Below are 20,322 nucleotides of genomic sequence, written 5' to 3'. Positions count from 1 at the left end.
CAGTCATGACAAAATAAGAGGCCCCCCTAATGCTGGAGGAACCTCTTATATTTGTACTTCTTATTTCAGCAACGAAAGTAAATTGTGAACCGTTTGGGCCGTTTCGGCACGTGTAGCACTATCTTGAGGTTTGAATTTCCCACCAGTAGAACCTTTCATTACACCAAGCTCAGCCGCTTTAGCCACAGCTTCTTTTGCCCAAGATGCAATGTTTGCTTCATCCGTATAACCGGCATCAGCTGACTGGGTATCATTTGTTTGGGATTGGTATTCGTATGCTCTCATCATAAGCACGGCCATTTCTTGACGTGAAATGGTTTGAGTCGGAGCAAATGTATCACTAGATACTCCCTGAACCAAACCTGCTTGATAAGCAGCAGCAACGCTATCCACATACCAGGCATCCTTGCTTACATCACCAAATGGCAATTCATTACCTTTTGCCTCTAAGCCAAGGGTTCTTACGATTAAGGCAGCGAATTCGGCACGAGTTGTTTGACCTTGCGGATCAAACGCAGTCTCTGTTTTACCTGTCAGCACATGTTTCGCTGCAAGAGACTTGATTGCTTCGCTTGCCCAATGCGTTGGTGCCACGTCTTCGAAGGATTTATCGTAGACGAACGGTGCATACGTGCCCAAATCGGACAATTGGGAAGTAACGCTACCCTTCTCTTCGTCTACGATCCCACCTGCGTAATCCCATTGATTCGCAGTTGAATGTTCAGTGTACATGCCAATCAGATCGCTGTTTAGCTTTCTGTCGTAATGGAGTGTCAGCGTAACATCTTCAGAAAGTGAGGACAAAGATAGCTTCTCACTGGAAACCTGGAGATACAGTTCAATTTCGTAAGCAGCACCTGCGGTTGTCCACGTCAGACCTTGTTTCGCCGCTGGTAATTTCACATCTTTTTTGTTTATATCCAAGATGATTTTGCCATCAGCTGCACCAGGGCCACCTTTGGTTTGCAGTTCTTTCAATACGCCAGAAGGAATGGTGAGCGATAGCACACCTTGCTGAGATATTGTGAGTGAATTCGCACCCAACAAATCCCCGGCATTGACAGGCAGCTCAATCTTCTTACCGACCGTCATCTCCACATTCGCGGTACCGTTTGCCGCAGATTGCAAATCTTTTTCCGTAATGACCTGATTTTGGCTTGATTCTGATTCTGTAGATGGTGCAGGTGTTGGGACAGGTGCAGGCGTCGTAGAAGATCCGCCGCCACCGCTATTTCCCGAACCGCCCCCATTATTACCAGAACCACCATTGTTCATTTCCTGAATTTTATTGAGGAAGTACCCTAAGTCTTTGTCCCCAATTTGCAAGACAGGCTGCTTGGTAGAATAGTTAGCCGTCATTCCAAAGTTATTCGTAATATAACTCACTTCGGTGTCTCCTACATAACCATCCTGGTCAATATCAGCAGTTTCATCCGAAGTACGATAATATTTCGTTACAAGCTCCATATCATAGATATCGATGGCTCCATCTCCATTAATATCTCCTGCATACGTATAATCAGACGAATTCAGTTGATTGATACCGTAGTATTCGCCATCAATCGTCTTGCTCAGAACCACTGCCAGCCTGGAAGGTAAATGGCCCGGAACTCGTGTGTAGATGGTCGTCACTTCTCCTGTTGCCGGAATCCCATCGATCAGGAACTCACCATATTTTTGCAAAGTCCCCTCATATTTCTCACCGGAAGCCGTCTCCGCATAAACTTCAATGCCCATTGCCGAATAGTCATTTGCAAAATCCAGATACTCTCCATCGACCATAAAAGCTTCGGGACGTAGATAACCATATGTTCTTGAAGATTTGGAAATCACTTCATAGCTGTCTGTGTTAAACGCGGCTAATGTCAATTTCTCTTCGTTCTCTTTCATGCCAACCGTCGTGTATTTCACTTCAAGAAAGGGTACGTCGCTTTTCTTAAAATAGAATTCATCCTTCGGAACATCAAAGACAACATGGAACAAATCAAGATTCCCTGTGATTCCTTCAAAGGATCCACCTGAGATGGATGCCTCAAAGCTAATTTCTCTTGGGCTCACTACAGGATCACTGAATTTCACTTCAGCACCTGTGGCATCCAGTAATGCCTGCAGCTCAGGCGTTGGCTCAATCCGGTTAAATTGTTTATAGTCATACATCGACTCCAGGGTAAACGAAATACCGTTTAACTTCTCCACATTGTTCAATTGAATAGTCTGGGTAATCGTATCTCCTTTACGCACTTGTTCTTTGTCATATTTACTAGTCACATAAGGTTTGCCTTCGGAAATAAAGCCATAGCGGTGGTCCTTGACGGGATTGGCCGCTGTACCCACATCCATTCCAAAGAGTCGAAGTTCGTAACCATTATCATATTCTTCTTTGGTAATACCAAATGATATATTTCCTTCTTTGGAAACAGGCAAGTCACCGGAATAGAAGGGACTGCCATTCTCGTAGAAAATGACACGGTTGGAAGATTGATCATATTCCGTGATCCCATTATCAACAAAGGTTTGGACTGTTGAATCGATAGCTGTGCCATCATACCAGACGCCCTGTCCACCCTCCCTTTCCGTCAACATACTATCATTGAGCTCGTATACGCCAGGCTCTATACCCAAATCAATCTCTGGGGCTGTATTATCGACAACTACCAATCTTTCGTATGAATACTGCTTGGAGTCCGAATCGTTCCCGATGAATTCAAGTGTGTAGCTGCCCTCAGGCACAAATCGTGCAACGTTGGAAATCTCCCCGTTTTCAATCGGAAATGCATAACCTCTAAACACATTCAGGATCAGATATTCCACTCCCGGAAGCAGGGACTGCGAATTCAAGGTACCTACAAACCCGATTTCTTCGCCGGTTTCGCGATCCTTCAGCAATACATCCACAGAATCAATGGGACTGCCCAAAAGAATGGCACTCAGTGTCATCCGGTTCAGGAACTGATGGAATGGGGTATCGTTTGTAACGGATGGTGGAATCATCTCCACCGAAGTAATCCCCTTTTCGCTAATACGAATGGAGAATGGGATCTGAATATGATCCGCAGCATTTTCCGTATCCAGATATACATATCCTTCATAACGGCCGCTCGGCGTGTCCTGTGGTATATCCACTGAAACAGTCATCTCTTCTGTACTTCCGCCACTTACAGTAATCGATTCTGGAAGATCTACATTTAAATTCATATCGTTTAACAGCTTGATGGAAGTGTTATACGTTTTGGCAAGGTCCCCTTTATTCTCTATTTTAACTGTCCGGCTGTCAGATACGATTCCCTGGCCGTCTTCTTCCAAGTATGCACTATCAAATACGATCGAACCTGTAATTTCATCAATAAGGATGGATTCGTCATTCGAGAAGTGAATCGTTTTATCCTGAACTTTGGCAAATACGGAAGTGTGGACTGCCCGGTAAGGATCTACTCGGCCTGCACCTACTTCATACACGGAATAATTCCCGTTCAGATCGACAGCTGTATTCATTAGAGCAGTCTTCACATCAAAAGGTGTGTATTCTTCATGTGCCTGAAGCATTAGTGCAGCAATACCCGCCATATGCGGCGTTGCCATGGAAGTACCCGAAATTCGTGCATAGGCAATATTATAATTCTCACCCGTATGATCATTCACAAATACAGGATAGGTTGAAAAAACAGCTACGCCCGGGGCTACGATATCGGGTTTAATGTCATCATTCACGGACGCTGGACCTCGGGAACTGAAATCCGCCAGTTTATTTCCTTCCGTAACGGTTTGGCCCGCTGCGCCAAAGGTGACCGTCACGCCATTCAACTCTTTTAGCTTTTCTCCAAGCTCTCTCATCATTTGGAACGTAGGAATATACCCGTTCATTTCACCCAAATAATTGGGGATTGTTCCTTCAACATTATTATAAATGATTGCTGCTGCCGCCCCTGCCTTTCTTGCATTGACGATCTTGGCATCGAGTGCAATATCACCCCGCGCAATTAGGGCCACTTTGCCTTGTACATCAATACCTTCAAAATCAAAAGCATTACCAAGCCCCGCATAAACAAGTTCGTAGGTTTTGCCTTCAAGCGTAGTCAGATCGTCAGTAAAATCTTTACCAAACAGAGGTAACTCCTCAGTATAAGTTGAAGCAGGCGCTTCTTCTCCTACTGCTGGAACTTCTTCTACTACAGGTGTTCCTTCTGCTGCTGGTGGAGTTTCTACATCCACTTCAGGTGCATTTTCTTCTGCCGATGTTTCTTCATCTACTGCAGGTGTTTCTTCTACTACAGGTGGAGTTTCTACTGGTATCTCTTCTTCTGTTGCGGATGCTTGTACATCTGCAGCAGATGGTTCATCTGCTGCTGGTGGCGCTTCTTCTGCAGTAGGCGCTTCTGGTTCAGCTGTATTTTCGCCCGACTCTCCTGCACCTGGATCACCATACACATCCATAGTCACGGTAGCGGTAGGAAGAGTTAACGGAACATCGGAAGCACCAATCGTAATGGCCAGCGCGCTCGCTCCCGGTGTACCTAACGTACCTTCACTGGGTCCATCATTACCAGCCGCAACCATACTCACCACACCTTGCAGCATCGCATTATTCAGTGCAATGGAGGCCGGATCCAATGGATCATTCGTTGCAGCACCGAGAGAGAGATTAATCACATCCAGTTCATCTTCAATGGCCTTGTCAATCCCGGCAATAATGCCACTCATCTCACCACTTCCACCAGGGCCAAGTACACGGTACACATATAAGTCTACATCTGGAGCAACACCTTTTACAGCATACCCCACGTCATTTTTGGCCTGCCCTGCAATGGTTCCCGATACGTGTGTACCATGGGAAGTATAATATTCTTCTGCTAAAACACCCTGTTCCTTGTAGCCCGAATTTTCCCAATCTTCATATGTCGTCTCCATCGGGTCCGCATCGTTATCGACAAAGTCCCAGCCCTTAACCGTAGCCGGATCCACTTGTTTTGGATCTTCTCCCTCATGAGCGCGATACCCTTTATACGCCCCTGTTAAATCCGGATGATTATAATCAATTCCGGTGTCCAGTACACCCACTTTGATTCCCTTACCAGTGATACCCTCTTCATGAAGTTTGTCGATGCCGAGATATGGCACACTATCAGCCATTCGAGGCTGCATTCCGGGTGCAGATGCAAATTCACTCGATGTGTCTGTCTCTGGCAGATCAAGTGTCACTTCCTGGTCAGCCCATACTTTTTTCACTACCCCTGATTTCATCAAATCTTCTACGGCTACACCAGGGACTGTTAACGCAACGCCATTTAGCGCTGTCTCGTACTCCTGGGTAATCCGGATCGAGGCAGCATCATATGATAGCCCTCTCTTCTGCTGCAAAGACTTAATGTGCTGCTTGAATTGCTGGTGATTTTGTTTCACCTTGCTCGTAGCCGTAAGCTCAGACATCTTCTCATTGTTTACTGCAGCCCGTTTCAAGGCAACCGCAGCGGGTTCACTTTTGAACTGCACAATCACGTTTACCAAATCGCTACTTTTGGTATTCACCTTGGGATCGATCACTTCACCGTCCATCACTTGAAGCTGGTTCAAAGCTTGTCTTTCTTCTGGCGTCAGTGATTGCAAAATGGACTTAGCGCTCTCACTATGCTGTAGAGGGCCATAGGCCGGCGCTGCGTAAGCTGGCATGGAGAACATGGAAGACAACATGACTCCTGCTGCTAAAACACCGGATAACCATCGGGCTGATTTTCGTTTCATTTTATACCTCCTGCGGTTTGCAATAGATTAGGATTATCGTATTCCGCAGCGTATGGAATGTAAATTGGGGTAATTGAGTATGTTAATAGATTGAATCGATCTGATATTCTTCTAAAAAATTTACATATAAATAGACCGAATTATCTAATTTAGAGACTTTGCTTTACAAAACCAGGCTGACACCTTTATATTTGCAACTTCTTTTAACAAACAAGTATCTCTAGACCTAAAAACACTTGCGAAAATGAAGAGTATTTTGAATACAAATTTACTTTTTATGCTATTTTTTATGGGATTCACTTCAAAATTTCTGAATAAAAACGTACAAAATCTCACATCAATATTCCAAGCAGAACGAAATATGTGAGCTTATTTGACTTCTCATACTCCAATTCTTCCAATTGTTTTTTTTAATATGTAAAACAAATAAGCCAGACCATCTGACCATAATCGACCTCTTTTATGTAACGATTTAGAATTAATTAGGTTATACTTTTCAAGGATTCGTCTTTGGTGTCGTGCTATTTTTCGGCGTTGTCGTTGCATTAGTTCATTCGTTTTCGAAGAAGGTGTACTTTCCGAATTTTGTTTCGGTTTCGACGGGTTCTCCCCAGGTTTAGAGGTCGATCCTGTTTCACTGTTTGCTGCCTTACCGCCTCCAGAAGCAGCCTCGCCCGTTTTGTTCTTCTTGTTATTGCTCCAATGACTTCCTCCACCAGACACGATTCCCATCTTCTGACTGTCTTCCCAATACTTTTGGACAAATGTCTTCACTTTGGGCACGATGGACGAAGACGGGCTAGTATTCACTTCGGGCGACGTTGGTCCACTTGCCTGCGGGATGGACCGTCTCAGGCCTACAGAGCCGCCTGCTGAACCTCCCTTACCCTTAAAATTAAATTCCGTATCCAGGCCTTTTTGCATCGCGTCATGTTGGTAATATCCATCCCATAGTTCAGCAAAGGCTTCATCGCTCATGGGGGCCTTTAGTCTCCATGACAGATACTTCATTTCATCAAGGCTTAGCCCTTGTGCCTTCCAATAGTCATAACTCCCCAGTTCCTCGACCGTAATATGCGGCCTGCCGATGTCGAAGGTATATTTACAAAATGGGGCCCTACGAAAAGAATATCGTATTCTTCAGGGTTTTCCATCACTTTGTTGAAATAATCCAGCGATTCTTTCAGTTCCTGATCCGCGTGGTGTTTCGCCCACTTCTCCCAAGTATATGCTGGAATTTCATAATACGTCGTGCTGATTTCCTGATGCTGCTGATGCAACTTCTTGACCAAATCGAGAGGCGTTGTCGCGGTAGACAGTTCTTTGGCAGCAGTCAACACTTTACCAAGCAGTTTCCACTTTGCTTCGTTCTCCTGCTGTTGGAGCTCAGTGAAACCTTTAGTAAGTCGGTCCAGCAAACTCAGCGCCGATGGCTGCCGCTTCCCCGATTTCAGGCATCATATACAGCCGCTATGATCTTCGGCGACGTAGAATGTCGCTAAAGGGATAGGGGCAAGAAGATTGCGGTTTGATCCGCAGACCGGGGAACCCCTGGATCTCATTTTCCAGCATCATTAGATATGTAGTCATGAGCAACCCGGATTCAGGGCGGGACACCGCTTGGGTTACCGTTTATTCCTTCCGGTCAGGCTGCTTCACTTTGCCATCCAAAGCAGAAGTTTTAGAACTCTCCATCGTATAGATGAATGCCTCGGATTCCCATTCGAGAGTTGTAAAAATTTATTTTGGTTTGTCCCCGCTGTTCTTAGTCTGTGGGCTGTTAAGAATCATATTCTCTCTATGCTGAGTAACGCATATTCTATGAAAAGAAGACTCATCCCCCATGTTGATTAAGTTGGAATGAGCCTTGAAAGTCTTAAAATGAATACATAGTATTTTAGTAAGTCTTGAATCTTCAAATTTAATTCGTATATCACCGTGTCCTCCCTAGAATTTTATCGGTTAAACCCAGGGGTTTTTCCAATTTCTATATCTAGGGGGTGCACTGCACTCATGGTTCGGTTGGAAAGAACTTTATTAAGCTCATTTATAGTTGTGAGTAAATTTGAAACGCAAGAAAACTAAGAAACAAAAAAACAGGTCAATTACGGTGGTATCTGACCATAATCAACCTGTTTAATGTAACTAAAAAGTAGCTTTCAGAATATAAAATTAGAGCATTTACTGGAATGGAGAAATCTTCAGACGTTTATTACATGAGTTAGATCATATGGACTCAATCATCTGACTCATTTGACAGTAACTTTAAAGCTCATACTCCCACTCATTATAATGGGTTTTATATTGGATTATCGGGATACTCTTCTAGATACCTATCTATTAGTTGTCTGCTTTTTTCATCCTCTGGTATGTTACCCAAATATTTATATTCCCAAATAAGTAGCTGGTCATCAAAGCTATAATTCGTATCAAACCAATTTGTATAATCATAATGAATCTTGAATTTCCCATTCCTATCAATAGATAATGTGAAGGAATACCAAAGTTCTTGTTCATTATCTATAAAATTCTTTCTTAGTTTTTCACTCAGTTCAAATAGAACTCTGCTTTTGATTTTATATTGATCTTTATAATCATGATAATAAAGAGGGATTTCTAAACTATATTTAAAATTTTCCACATCCTCAGGTGTGTTATAAAAAAAGTATGTCCCGCCCCCTGTTTCAGAAATTTGTGCATAGTAATGAAATTTTTTCCATTCTTCCGGGATCATTTCATTAACTGTTTCAGCTATTTGATTATATATTTGATTCATCTCTTTTTCCATGCTCAACGAAATCAACCTCCAGCTTGATTTTTAATAGTTTTTTGTACTGGCCTATTTCCTTCAATTTGATAAGTTACTTCAAAGGAATCTGGTCTCATTGAAGTACCTGAATAAACTGGTTCAATTTTTACAGTAACTTTTTTCGGAGGTATCTCTCTCAACGCATCCGCCCATTTAGACTCCATATTGTACCATTCCCCGCCAGAACGGTTAATTTGGCTATTTTGTGGAACTAGGTTGTCAATATCCTTTGGTCCTTTAAACTGTGCCCCTACTAAGTGCCCACCATCATCATCAGGTAACCGACCTTGCCCTTTCCCTACCGTCCTCTGGGCATATTCACTACGGTCTCCTTTACCAAGCACAAGTGCTCCTTCACATTCAATAATACGCCCTTGACTGTCCGTACGATAAGTATAACCATCTGGTGATGTGTATTCTATATTTGGTTTTAAAACTTTTTTTCTATTCTTTCTTGTAAAATGATCACCATACTTAACTGTTTCATGGACTATTGGTGGCGGTTTAGCACCTTCTCCCGTCCCCTCAGTGCCTTCCGGATCATCCTTCGGTTTGTTTGTATTCGGATTCTCCTGCGACTTCTCCGGTTCGGATGATTTAGGCGGTTTCGTATCGGCTTGCGGTTTACCTTCGTCCTTTTTCTTCGATGTAGACGGCTTCCAGGAATTCACTTCATTCGGCGTTTCATTTTTTTCTGATTTCGTCTTCGATGTCGTGCTATTTTTCGGCGTTGTCGTTGCATCAGGTTCATTCGTTTTCGAAGAAGGTGTACTATCCGAATTTGGTTTCGGTTTCGACGGGTTCTCTACAGGTTTAGAGGTCGATCCCGTCCCACTGTTTGCTGTCTTACCACCTCCAGAAGCAGCCTCGCCCGTTTTGTTCTTCTTGTTATTGCTCCAATGACTTCCTCCACCAGACACGATCCCCATCTTCTGACTGTCTTCCCAATACTTTCGGACAAATGTCTTCACTTTGGGCACTATGGACGAAGACGGGCTCGTGCTCACTTTGGGCGTCGTTGGTCCACTTGCCTGCGGGATGGACCGTCTCAGGCCTACAGAGCCGCCTGCTGAACCTCCCTTGCCCTTAAAATTAAATTCCGTATCCAGGCCTTTTTGCATCGCGTCATGTTGGTAATATCCATCCCATAGTTCAGCAAAGGCTTCATCGCTCATGGGGGCCTTTAGTCTCCATGACAGATACTTCATTTCATCAAGGCTTAGCCCTTGTGCCTTCCAATAATCATAACTCCCCAGTTCCTCGACCGTAATATGCGGCCTGCCGATGTCGAAGGTAATATTGGCAAAATGGGGCCCTACGAAAAGAATATCGTATTCCTCAGGGTTTTCCATCACTTTGTTGAAATAATCCAGCGAATCTTTCAGTTCCTGATCCGCGTGTTGTTTCGCCCACTTCTCCCGAGTATATGCTGGAATTTCATAATACATCGTGCTGATTTCCTGATGCTGCTGATGCAACTTCTTGACCAAATCGAGGGGCGAAGTCGCAGTAGACAGTTCTTTGGCGGCGGTCAACACTTTACCAAGCAGTTTCCACTTTGCTTCGTTCTCCTGCTGTTGTAGCTCAGCGAAACCTTTAGTAAGTCGGTCCAGCAAATTCAATGCCGATGGCTTGAAGGAGCCCAGCTTCGGCACACTCGCGATTAGACCTGTGGCCACGGCAGCGATACCAACGCCGATAGCTGTCTGAGCAGCGATACCTCCTAGCGCCCCCATGACCGGAATCATGGCGGTGATCGCCAAGGCTGCTCCAACCATGGACCCATCCTTCGGGTTTGTCGTCGATGCCCGGGTCTTTGCTGCCGCCTCGGCAGCGGCAGCCTGAGCCGCTTCATATTCCTCAATCGGCATCAGTGGCGGCTCCGGCTCTGGCGGCAGGTCCGCCACATGGACGGGCGCTTTGTTGCTGCCCTCCTGTTGCAGCAGGCCAGATCGTACGTTGGCCTCCCCATCCAGAATGAAGCTGCCGCCCCCGCCAAGCAGCCAGATCGCTTCCGATGCCGTGGCTTCGATCTGTCCGGCCGCGAGCACGATGTTACTACCCTGAATGGACAGATTTCCCGGACTTTCCAATACCACGCCCTGATCGTTCAAGGTAATCGTCATCCCTGATCCGGCTTGCAGCGTGACCTCTTCGGGCGACATGCCGATCAAGGCTCCGGCAGGATGACCCCACACCTTATGATCCGTTCCTCCGTTAGCGGAACGCTTGCCTTCAGGAACGGAATGGCGAATGTACGCTCCGGATTCCCGGCTACCCGGAAAATAGAGCTCAACCGTATCCCCGATCTCCGGCATCATGTATAGTCCGCTATGCCCTTCCGCAGCATAGGCTGGCGCGACCGGGTATGGACAGGCAGCTCCTTGCGTCATCGGGCCCTTGTCCATTGGCAATTCGATCTGAACGTGGTCATGAATGACGCGGACCACCTCGCCATACAGCGATAACCCAATCAGGTCTGACAGGTCGCATCTTGGCACGCGAATCTGTTCCTCGGGTACCATGCGATAGGTCGTCATGAGCAGCCCGGATTTCAGGCGCGAATGGGCATACACCACGGTCAGTTCCCTGCCATCCGGCAATTCGACCTTGTCTCCGAGCGCATAGGTGTCTGCACTTTCCATCGTATACTGTAATACGCCTTGTGTGCCCTTCGGTCCATGGTTGAGATATCGATCTTCCGTTCCGGAGCCACGCCAGTCGATTCCGCCCAGCTCTTTACGCACCTGATAGGGCTGGTCTTGCGGCCACTTCCACAGCTTGCCCGTGGGCAAACCGATAAACAGCTTGGGTGACGCCGCCGTGATCTCAGGGACCAACACCGTGCCGAATCGCGAGGCAAGCCGCCGCAGGAACATCCAATCGGTCTCTTTATATTGTAGAACAAGTCCGCTCAATGCGGTATTCCCGGTAACCTGATCTATGACATCCGAGTATCGGTAGGATTTCATGATGAACTCAATCAGTTCCTTGAACGTCCAGCCCCTGTTTTGAAAGGCTCGTTCCTCGATCCGGATATCCATTTGATACGAGTTGGACAAGGCTTCAAGCTCAAATCGATAGATCCCTCCTGACAAATGAACCGTGAGGGAGGTCATGACGCCATGGAAGAGCCTCCTCACCGATCTGCCGGTTTCATCGACTTGCCTGAGCACGATCGGTTCCCCTTCAGCCTGAACCTGAAGAATGCCTGGCCCATTCTCTTCCGGAAGAATGCCGCTAACATAGAGCTTCGCATGCTCGTTCACCTGGCGGGTAATTTGCACGTTTTCCAGCCACTGTGCACGATAAGGCCAATATAGGCGAAGTTGCTCATATCCGATACGATCCGATTTCTTCTCCTTGAATTCACTCATCGTCAAAAGTCCAACTGCTGACCGTCATCCTCGATGACGATATCTCCGCCATACAGACACTTGTGGGTACAGTGACTAAGCAGTGCAGCCTTCCCTTCCACTTTGGTATCTCCCTTCCCGTGAAGCCAGGGCATGGTCAGTACGGGAACGCATGGGGCTTTCTTGACCCCATAAATGTCTACCATCGTACTGGCCGCCACTGCCGGATTCAATGGATTGGAACAGTTGCCGAACGATCCGATATGAATTCCCGGAACATAATCCTCAACCGTCATTTGTGCCTTGCCTTTGATATATACACCATGACTGAATGGAATCTTCAATCTTGTACGTTGCGTCCCGCAGTTGCATTTAAGGATCGCACCTGCAACGACATAGCCTTTCGAGGCTTCTCCAGCCGTACGAATCTGGGCCTCCTGATCTTGACTTTGCGCCATCGTAACCTCCCCTTTCTAATTTGTTTGCTCCAAGTCCAACGGAATCAATTGCACACCTGTAACATCCCGCCGCAGAATGCTTTCGGCCAACACAAGATTGACGATGATCACGGTTTCGCGCAGCTCCATCAATTGGAACAGGGGCACCTCCGGGAAGTCTCGCTTCAGCACGATCCGCTCCAGACTTCCATCCATGCGCCAACGGGTATGGGGAGATAACACGTTTGCCAGCGCAGGCGGATGAATGACCCAGTACGTCTCCTGGGTCATTCGTTCCTTGTCCGTTAATACGGCAGCTCTTCGCTTGAGCCGTGGCTGATACAGCATGAGTATTTCAAGCAATCGATCCGAAACCAATGGAACCGGCTGTTCCAAATAATCCGTATAATCCACATGGAATCCGCTTCGCACATAAAGGTTAATGGCGGTATGTTCACTGCCCGAATCATGAAAAGCCTGATTCCAGGCCCTGCGTTGCAGTTCTCCGACAGGCTCTGTCTCTACGCGGTGTATCCATCTGGGGTCGGCCATTAGACGAAAGTATCGGATAACCCTCGCCTCCTCTCGGCATCGTCAAAAATCGCACCCTCCACATCAGCACCCTCCCATAACGTATCGGTCAGATTGGCTCCACGGAATATGGCTCCCCGAAGGCGTGCCCCTCGGAAGTCGGCCCCCGAAAGGTTTGCATTCTCGAAGTTAAGCGCATCATAACTTGGCCCCTGAGCAAGTCCTTCCGGATGCCCCACCTCCCCCATTACACCCCTGAAAACGGCTCTTTCCAACGAACAGCCGCTGAAATCTGCCCCATATAGAATGCTTCCGGTGAAATCGGCGTGCTCCAGACCACAGTTGTGCCAACGCGTCCCCACCAGGACACAGCGCTGAAAATCGGTTGAATGCATATCAATACGATCGAATCGGCTGTAACGAAAATCCAGATCGCTGCATTCCATTCCGCTCATATCCAGTCCCTGAAAGTGCGCGTACATGACCTCCAGACCGTCGCTTTCTTCCAATGCCTCGCCAATCTCCTCAATGCTCCTGTTCCGCCTGTCGAGGCGGAACACGCACTCGCTGGCATCCAGATATTCTCCCATGCGCACTTCGAATACCTGTTCCAGATTCATAAGCGAATCCCATTCGAAGTCCTCCAGCGCGCGACAGCTACGGCGCATGAAATACACGAGATAACGATTCACCAACGCCGCTTCCCTTAGCATGATTCGATCCAGTTCCACCGTTGTCACGGTTCCTTGATAGTTGGGGAGTTCTTCTCTTAATCCATCCAGCATCCGTTCAAGACACCCATAGGCCCAGTTGGCCGAATAGAACGCCCGAATGGGTGTACGGTCCAGTAACCACGAAGCATCGCAAGCTTCGACCAGAACATTCATGGCCCCTCCAAGCAGTTCTGTTCGCAGCACGGAATATTGAATATAAGCGATCTTCCCTTTTGCTCCCCGCTTTTGGGCATCGCCGACTTCCTGAAGCAAAAGTCTGAAATGATCCATGAACTCGGCTGCCAATTCCGCATACCTTGTATGCAGCATATGCTGCAAATCATCCATAAGCCTGGCCCGTGCAGGTTCCACCTGATGGGTATAAAAATGCAACAGAGATTCCTTGCGATCCACCTGAACTCCGCCTCCTTCCCTTCATGTCATGCCACTCTAGTTGGCTTTCACTTCCGATCCGCTCATTTTTGCCTGTCCATCCAATTTGAACGTTCCTCCTCCACCTTCGAGCAGCAATTGCGAATCGGCAGACAACGTTATTTTCTTCCCGGCTTTGAGCGAGATGCTGCCCCCGGCAGACATCCGAACCTGCTGGCTTCCCGTGATCTGGATGCCTTCGTCCCCGCTGAGCCGAATGAATACCTCGCCCTCTTTGCTGCTAATGGAGATGGAATCTGGAGTCAGTCTGATTTCTTTGCCATAAGGCGTACGGAAAATTTTATGATCCGGCCTGTTCAATTGATTCGTTCCTGTTACCTGGTTATCCAGACGAGGGGCTCCTGTCGCATAGGCCTCTTCTTCATTTTGCGTTGGAAAGTAGACAGCCACCGGATCACCCACTTCCGGCATGACATACCAACCTGTCTTCCCCTCTGCAATGTACGGCGACTGATACAGCAGCCACAACGCTTCCTCTGCCTCCTGTTGTTCATCACAGTCCAGATGCACTCTGACATGACCGCCATGCACGGAAAGGATGCGACCAAGCAATGAGCTTCCGGCAATCAACGGATTGTTATATGTCTTTTGTCGTAGTCCTCTGTGAAGGCTAAGTACATATTGGTGTTTCACGATTCCGCCCACAAGCTCGGTATATGCCTCAGTCACGTATAGGCTTCTGCCCCGGAAGTTAATGTGGTGTCCAAGCTCCATGACCTGGTCGGTCTCGATTTCGTATACAATGAAGTCCGACTCGTTGACCTTCAACGAATCGTTTTCCGTAAAGTACATGAATGGCGTCATGTTTTTACGGACCGTATAACGTGTATTGTCCAGGTCGATTGAATTCCCGTGCTCGAGGACGCCAAAATAAAATTTGGGGCTGTCAAACTGGGCGGCAGGCATCAAGCTGGTGTGAAAGCGTGAAGCAAGCCTCCTGAGAAATGCCCAATCCGTTTCTTGGTATTGCACGGCAACCTTGCCAATCTTGGCCCCGCCCGTTCCCTCATCAATAACATCAAGTCCCGGATAATCCTCATCCAGTTCCTTTAACAATTCGGGCAACGTCATTTTGACATTTTGAAATGTACGCGTTCGTTTTGTAATGTCCATCCGGTACGTATGCGAGATGGCCTCCACTTGGAGCGTATACACGCCTCTGACAACCTGCACTTCAACAGATAGCGGAATGCCTTTGAACAACGGGCTCTTATTGCCATCCTCATCTTTTTGCCACACTTCAATCGGTGTATCCCGATCCGTAACATCGACATAACGATCCTTCCATTCCTCGGACACTATGCCCTTGAACACGAGCCGGGTGTGCTCATTCATCTTTTTGCGGATCGTCAGCTCTTGCAAATGCAGCAGTTCATACGGTTCAATAATCAGATTCTCATAAGTCAGACTCATGTTCCCCACTCTCCTTTCAGCCTCAAAGGATCGCAAGCGAGTTCAGAATCGTCTCGCCAGGCTCCAGCCAATCCTTTTTTTCTTCATCCGTGCAATTAAATCCGTATACAAGAACGGACTGGTCCAAAATCGCAAAACCGATATGGTTGTAAATCTGATTATTCAACCCCTGAACGGAAAACTGGCAGTAGCCCGTGACTTGTCCCGTTTCTGTAATGCGAACACCGTGCTTGTCCCATTGTCTAACAGGCTGCGTTCCGCGAACGACATTGGCCATCGTTTCGGTAAAGGAAGTCAGCTCCTCTTCCGAAATTCGATGCTCCAGCCTGTTGAACGTAAAATTGACCGTGCCCGAGTCGTTGGTATAAATCCATTCCGGCCGATGAGACGAGGGATACTTCATGCTCGCTTCCTTTTCCGAGATCAAACGCAACAAACGCGGAAGAGAGACTGCTACTCTGCCGTCGTACAGCTCTGTTCGTTTCAGAAACACGCTTTCTTTTCCAATGCGGAGCATCGTTGGCATCTCTGCCGAATCAACTGCCTGGGATTTATATGCAACTGTAACCTCCTCTTCTACTGCACCATTCTGATCCTCCTCTTTATTCCCACGATGGCTATATAATATGGGAATCACTTTGCGATCGAGATATTCCATATGAAGAACACACTTCCTTTCCTTGTGCTGAAGTCATCAATCCACAATCATTCGATGTGGCCCACCCACCGGGTGACCCGAACGCCCCGCTCCCCGGCTTGCATTAGCCAAAATGCGATCCAGATATCGATGAATCTGCGCATTATCATATTCCCGGTACTCCAGCCCCAGTCGGCTCGCAATGTGATGCAGGATGACGCTGCGCGCAACCGTTCCTTCATTGAGACACATCATGGCAAAGATCAGATCCTGAGGGTCCGAGGTTCCCGTTCGAAGCAGCCTTTCTGCATAATCTTTTAAGATAATCGGAGATAGCGTGCTGGCCCCTTCTGCCGCATAAGGGACATGAATGACATGCAAGGTATTGAACTCGGTTGCCAAATCGGCAAAAGTCTGGTAATCCCGCCGCAGCCTTGCCCCTTCCTTCAGCTTGAACCGGGCCAGTTCCAATTCGCCCGGTGCGCATGTTGTCTCTTCATCCAAAAGCAGTTCCGAATGGCCTATGGTCATGTCACTCACGGTCTCCTCCGCGGTAAACCGAAGCTTCAGCACATTGACCCTTCCCGTAGCTTGGTATGCCAGTTCCGTAGGCTCTGTCAGCATATAAAGCCTTCCTTTATGCAGCACCATCCCAGGAGCAACAACCAGCTTGTCCGGGAACACGTCTACCTCTGCACCTACAAGAATGCCATCTGCATAACCGCGATAGTACAGTTCGATGTAGTCTCTGGGGAAATCGCGTAGTCCCTCCAACATGGATGTTTTCAGAATTCTTCCCTTGTTAAAATGCGGATACGAATATGTGAACATGAGCGTTGTTCCCCCTTTCTGCTCGTGATCCTCACTTCATTCCGTCAAAGAAGTCCAGTTCCGACAAGTCTGTTTCAAACGGAAGCAACTTCTGCGATCCCAGATACAGCCGTTCATTTCTGCGAGCTACAGGCAACACATGGAAACCCCAATGACGATCATCCGGAAAGACAAAAAACTTCGTCTCTCCATTCACGATGGAATCCGTATCATCTTGCGGAATTTTATCTCCATATCGATCTCGAATGTCTTCGTAGAGCACCTCTTTATAGAAATCCGGGCGGTTCGCATATACGAATTTTCGTCTCAGCTGGCCATCGCTTCCGCTAAGATACAACTCCACTTCTGCCGTCTCGAATGGACGGGAAATGCTGCCCGGAATGCCATCACTCCGATCCAGACTGCTGATCAGCATTTTTTCACGTCCATTATGCGTGTAGGCACTTACGGTATACGGAATTACAGCGGCATCATGCGTGATGTCGGCTTGAACGCTTCCCGTTTTGCGCGCACTCAGATAACGAATCGCCCCTCGAAGGCAGGCAAGTTTAAGATCAGGCACACGCCCTTCCGCAGGTTTTTGCCGAAACTCAATGCTTCTGCCTGGAACAAACTCTTTCAATGCTTCCCGAAATACATCAATCCGGCAGGACTGACCTGTCAACTTGATAATCGAGTACTGGTTCATCCGCCCTTGCCGATAGAAATCATCCAAAAACTTGCGAACCACTTCATAGATATCGGCCTTAATCAGCTGGGTAATTTCCTTGATATTGAAAACCACATCGGGGAACTCATATTCATCCTTCAACTCCCCATTCCGTTCTACCGAGAGGAACCAACGCTCCATGGTGGTGATCTGCAGATCACTGTCACCATCGCCCTCCATCTCCGAGTGGAATCGGTTACGCATGATGCCGGTTTTGCGGAAAAATTGCTGCTTCATCTCTTCTGCGATTTCCCATAGAAAGTAGAAGTTGCCTCTTACCCGCAAATACTCATCCCGTGAACGATTCTCTCGACACGCAAACGCAGTCGGAATGATGTGTTCTGCCTCCTCATAGCGTTGCTCCAGCTTCTGATAAACGGACTTCACACCCTCTTCGTCCACCTGACGGAACACATCCGCACCAGGTGCCTCGATTAGACTATCAATATCCGTCACCTGACGGCGTCCGCTATAGTAGTCGGCGAATACAATTTTCATGAATTGCATAATACGATAGGTAATGTTGTGACCTCCGAAGTTCGTATCCCCATTTTCGTAGGTCGTATGGATATCGAGCTTGTACGCCATATGTCCATCCTCGATCGTAAAGGCACAGGAAGACAAATCGGTCGTTCCACCGCCACAATCAATCACGAGTGCATGGTACGTCTGCCCTTCCATGAAAGCACCACGTTCCATGCCGTCAGCAAGGGTGTTATAGAGCACAGCCATTCCCTCATCCAGCGCATACGTCTGCTCAATCCGATAATCCGGAAGCATCTCTCCGAACATCTGCAAAAACTGTGTTTTCATCTTCACGGGACTCGTAAAATGCACATGGCGAAACTTGCACTTGAACTGATGCTCTGCCGTTCGGATGATGTAATTCATGTACGCACGCAGCAGATCCATACGAGAAACCATGGCTGCATTGCCATGAACATCGACGATTTCTTCCATTTTGTTGTAATTGTTCACCCAGCGCTTCATGCTGCGGAAGACACTCGCTCGGCTGCTGTACCCTCCCCGACGCATGCTTCGCAGCGCTTCATAGCCGAACTCGTAACGAATGTTCGCTGGATCCGAGCACTCAGCCACACCGATGGCCGTAGGCAGGACTTCAATCCAGTCCGTATCTTTGTATGAAGGATCGGGAAAAGAAACGTAGTTGATGGCATCCATACGCACTCGTCCATTCAGCAAATCCTGGCTGCTCGGAGCCTGAATATAACCGTTATGCAAATAGGCGCCTGCCGTCGTATTGGAGGTGCCAAAATCAATCGCAAGCACTGCTTCTGTCGGTTCAAGTTCCCGGATGTCCAGATCGGCCAGTGGAATTTGAGTATATTGAATATGAACCGGTGGAAGCGGTCCGCTGGCATAATAGGTCTGATATAAATATTCCGAGTCGCGTTTACGGAAAAAGAGAAGACTGTACTGTCTGTTTCCCGATCTCTTCCAGGTTGACCCACTTCCTGCTGTCAAATAAAAGGTTCCCGTTACGGATTCGTCCTTAACTAGGTTGAAGATACCACACAGCTCCATGCTCTCATTGACTAAGAGTACGTTGGATTCGGTTAATCCACCAGGTGCGGTGACCACATAACGATCCAGCTTGTCCACGTTCAATCCTTCGTATAGAATCAGTCGCGCAGGCACACTAATGCCTCCATCACTGCTCATGGGAGCCGTCATATGACGAGAAATGGCCTTCTGTATACGCTCGAATCCGCCTTCAACAGACTGATCAATCCACAATACATCGTCCGCTCCCAAAAATTTTAAAATAATCCGAATTAGTTCTTCCCGCTCCGTCCGAGACCCCAATCCCTCAACCAAGCGCTCCTTGTAACAAATGTTCCGTAATTGAAATGTAGTCATGTCCATCAACTCTTCACGCGTATAACGCATGGTCCCTCTGGCCCGTTCCCTACCCGTGGCGTCAGGATACAATCGATATGAATAGCCGTTCATCTATGCTTCCTCCTTACAACTGCTGGTGCTGCTTAATATAAGGCAATACCGTCCTGTACCATCGTATAGTCCACATCCAGAATGCCAAAATGATGCCCCCAGTAGATCTCCGTGTCGAAACGAACCGGCAGAAAGAGTTCAAGAATCAGTTCCAGCTTCTCCTTCGCTTCCGTCTGTTCAGCCTGACCAATATACAAGAGCAGCTCATCCTTCTCCTCGCAATTGGCATAAAGGGTTGAACGCGGGAACATTCGGACAAGGGTATCCCTTAGCAGATGAACAGCTTCCCCCGTATCATAAAGACGAAGCATATTGCAGGCGATCACCTCCTGTTCCTCCCGTCCGAACAGTTCCAGTCGGCGCCGAATCCGTTCCCCGTATACACCTGAATGCATGTCTTTCAAAATGAAGCGAATATAATACTCCCTCTTGTTCATCCCCTGCATCAAATCCATATCCGCCAGAAAATGAATGACCAGATCAAAGAGAGCCTCCCGCAACTCCACGTGCTCTTCGTTATTGATATCGAACAGATCCCGAAAAATATCAAAAAAACGATAATACGGATTGACTTCAATCGTGCGTTCCACTCCTGAAGCGTTTAGGTTCGCATGACTGAGTTCCATATAGGGCGAATATACACGTGCAGGCACAAAGGTTACGTCGCGCAAATCGGTTCCATTCCGTTTGGCCCGAATAATCAGATCCCATATATAATTCATG

At 47.5% G+C, this 20,322-nt stretch carries 13 protein-coding genes; all 13 read right to left on the bottom strand.

Going from position 1 to position 20,322, the window contains the following annotated elements; translation table 11 throughout:
* Positions 1–60 precede the first annotated feature (60 nt).
* The gene (locus ABIC22_RS17495) at positions 61–5,736 is read right to left on the bottom strand and encodes a S8 family serine peptidase (protein ID WP_127537698.1); all 5,676 of its coding nucleotides are present in this window, start codon (positions 5,734–5,736) and stop codon (positions 61–63) included.
* Positions 5,737–6,117: 381 nt separating this feature from the next.
* Positions 6,118–6,714 carry a hypothetical protein gene (locus ABIC22_RS17490; protein WP_354482699.1) on the bottom strand — a complete coding sequence of 199 codons (597 nt, stop codon included), beginning with the start codon at positions 6,712–6,714 and terminating at the stop codon, positions 6,118–6,120.
* Between the two features lie 44 nt (positions 6,715–6,758).
* A complete protein-coding gene (locus tag ABIC22_RS17485; protein WP_354482696.1) occupies positions 6,759–7,154 on the bottom strand; it encodes a hypothetical protein in 396 nt (131 codons plus the stop codon).
* Positions 7,155–8,035: 881 nt separating this feature from the next.
* Entirely contained in the window at positions 8,036–8,524 is a 489-nt protein-coding gene (locus ABIC22_RS17480) for an immunity protein YezG family protein (RefSeq protein WP_354486014.1), read from the bottom strand.
* 11 nt (positions 8,525–8,535) lie between these two features.
* Positions 8,536–11,922, bottom strand: a complete 3,387-nt coding sequence (locus ABIC22_RS17475; RefSeq protein ID WP_354482693.1) for a DNA/RNA non-specific endonuclease — start codon at positions 11,920–11,922, stop codon at positions 8,536–8,538.
* A 2-nt stretch (positions 11,923–11,924) separates the two neighbouring features.
* Entirely contained in the window at positions 11,925–12,359 is a 435-nt protein-coding gene (locus ABIC22_RS17470; protein WP_127537694.1) for a DUF4280 domain-containing protein, read from the bottom strand.
* Positions 12,360–12,374: 15 nt separating this feature from the next.
* Positions 12,375–12,890, bottom strand: a complete 516-nt coding sequence (locus ABIC22_RS17465) for a hypothetical protein (RefSeq protein ID WP_354482691.1) — start codon at positions 12,888–12,890, stop codon at positions 12,375–12,377.
* On the bottom strand, positions 12,890–13,996 hold the full coding sequence (locus ABIC22_RS17460) for a pentapeptide repeat-containing protein (RefSeq protein WP_127537692.1): 1,107 nt from the start codon (positions 13,994–13,996) through the stop codon (positions 12,890–12,892). Before ABIC22_RS17460 ends, ABIC22_RS17465 begins: the two co-directional genes overlap by 1 nt.
* A gap of 36 nt (positions 13,997–14,032) precedes the next feature.
* Positions 14,033–15,448 carry a phage baseplate assembly protein V gene (locus tag ABIC22_RS17455; RefSeq protein WP_154896938.1) on the bottom strand — a complete coding sequence of 472 codons (1,416 nt, stop codon included), beginning with the start codon at positions 15,446–15,448 and terminating at the stop codon, positions 14,033–14,035.
* A 22-nt stretch (positions 15,449–15,470) separates the two neighbouring features.
* Positions 15,471–16,106: a hypothetical protein gene (locus tag ABIC22_RS17450; protein WP_354482687.1), complete on the bottom strand. Its 636-nt coding sequence runs from the start codon at positions 16,104–16,106 to the stop codon at positions 15,471–15,473.
* A gap of 36 nt (positions 16,107–16,142) precedes the next feature.
* On the bottom strand, positions 16,143–16,916 hold the full coding sequence (locus ABIC22_RS17445) for a DNA and RNA helicase (protein WP_127537689.1): 774 nt from the start codon (positions 16,914–16,916) through the stop codon (positions 16,143–16,145).
* 31 nt (positions 16,917–16,947) lie between these two features.
* Entirely contained in the window at positions 16,948–19,599 is a 2,652-nt protein-coding gene (locus tag ABIC22_RS17440; protein ID WP_354482684.1) for a molecular chaperone, read from the bottom strand.
* 32 nt (positions 19,600–19,631) lie between these two features.
* The gene (locus ABIC22_RS17435) at positions 19,632–20,321 is read right to left on the bottom strand and encodes an iron-dependent peroxidase (protein ID WP_127537687.1); all 690 of its coding nucleotides are present in this window, start codon (positions 20,319–20,321) and stop codon (positions 19,632–19,634) included.
* Position 20,322: the final 1 nt, after the last annotated feature.

It is taken from the genome of Paenibacillus sp. PvP094 (genome assembly GCF_040546835.1).
GTDB lineage: Bacteria > Bacillota > Bacilli > Paenibacillales > Paenibacillaceae > Paenibacillus > Paenibacillus illinoisensis.
Note: the sequence above shows the minus strand (reverse complement) of the source record. Positions and strands in the feature narration are given on the sequence as shown.

What these genes read in the sequence shown, in the direction of transcription:
- ABIC22_RS17480 (WP_354486014.1), bottom strand. Translation starts at nt 8,524, where the DNA reads ATGGAAAAAGAGATGAATCAAATATATAATCAAATAGCTGAAACAGTT.
- ABIC22_RS17470 (WP_127537694.1), bottom strand. Translation starts at nt 12,359, where the DNA reads ATGGCGCAAAGTCAAGATCAGGAGGCCCAGATTCGTACGGCTGGAGAA.
- ABIC22_RS17440 (WP_354482684.1), bottom strand. Translation starts at nt 19,599, where the DNA reads ATGAACGGCTATTCATATCGATTGTATCCTGACGCCACGGGTAGGGAA.
- ABIC22_RS17435 (WP_127537687.1), bottom strand. Translation starts at nt 20,321, where the DNA reads ATGAATTATATATGGGATCTGATTATTCGGGCCAAACGGAATGGAACC.
- ABIC22_RS17450 (WP_354482687.1), bottom strand. Translation starts at nt 16,106, where the DNA reads ATGGAATATCTCGATCGCAAAGTGATTCCCATATTATATAGCCATCGT.
- ABIC22_RS17495 (WP_127537698.1), bottom strand. Translation starts at nt 5,736, where the DNA reads ATGAAACGAAAATCAGCCCGATGGTTATCCGGTGTTTTAGCAGCAGGA.
- ABIC22_RS17490 (WP_354482699.1), bottom strand. Translation starts at nt 6,714, where the DNA reads ATGAGCGATGAAGCCTTTGCTGAACTATGGGATGGATATTACCAACAT.
- ABIC22_RS17455 (WP_154896938.1), bottom strand. Translation starts at nt 15,448, where the DNA reads ATGAGTCTGACTTATGAGAATCTGATTATTGAACCGTATGAACTGCTG.
- ABIC22_RS17465 (WP_354482691.1), bottom strand. Translation starts at nt 12,890, where the DNA reads ATGGCCGACCCCAGATGGATACACCGCGTAGAGACAGAGCCTGTCGGA.
- ABIC22_RS17445 (WP_127537689.1), bottom strand. Translation starts at nt 16,916, where the DNA reads ATGTTCACATATTCGTATCCGCATTTTAACAAGGGAAGAATTCTGAAA.
- ABIC22_RS17475 (WP_354482693.1), bottom strand. Translation starts at nt 11,922, where the DNA reads ATGAGTGAATTCAAGGAGAAGAAATCGGATCGTATCGGATATGAGCAA.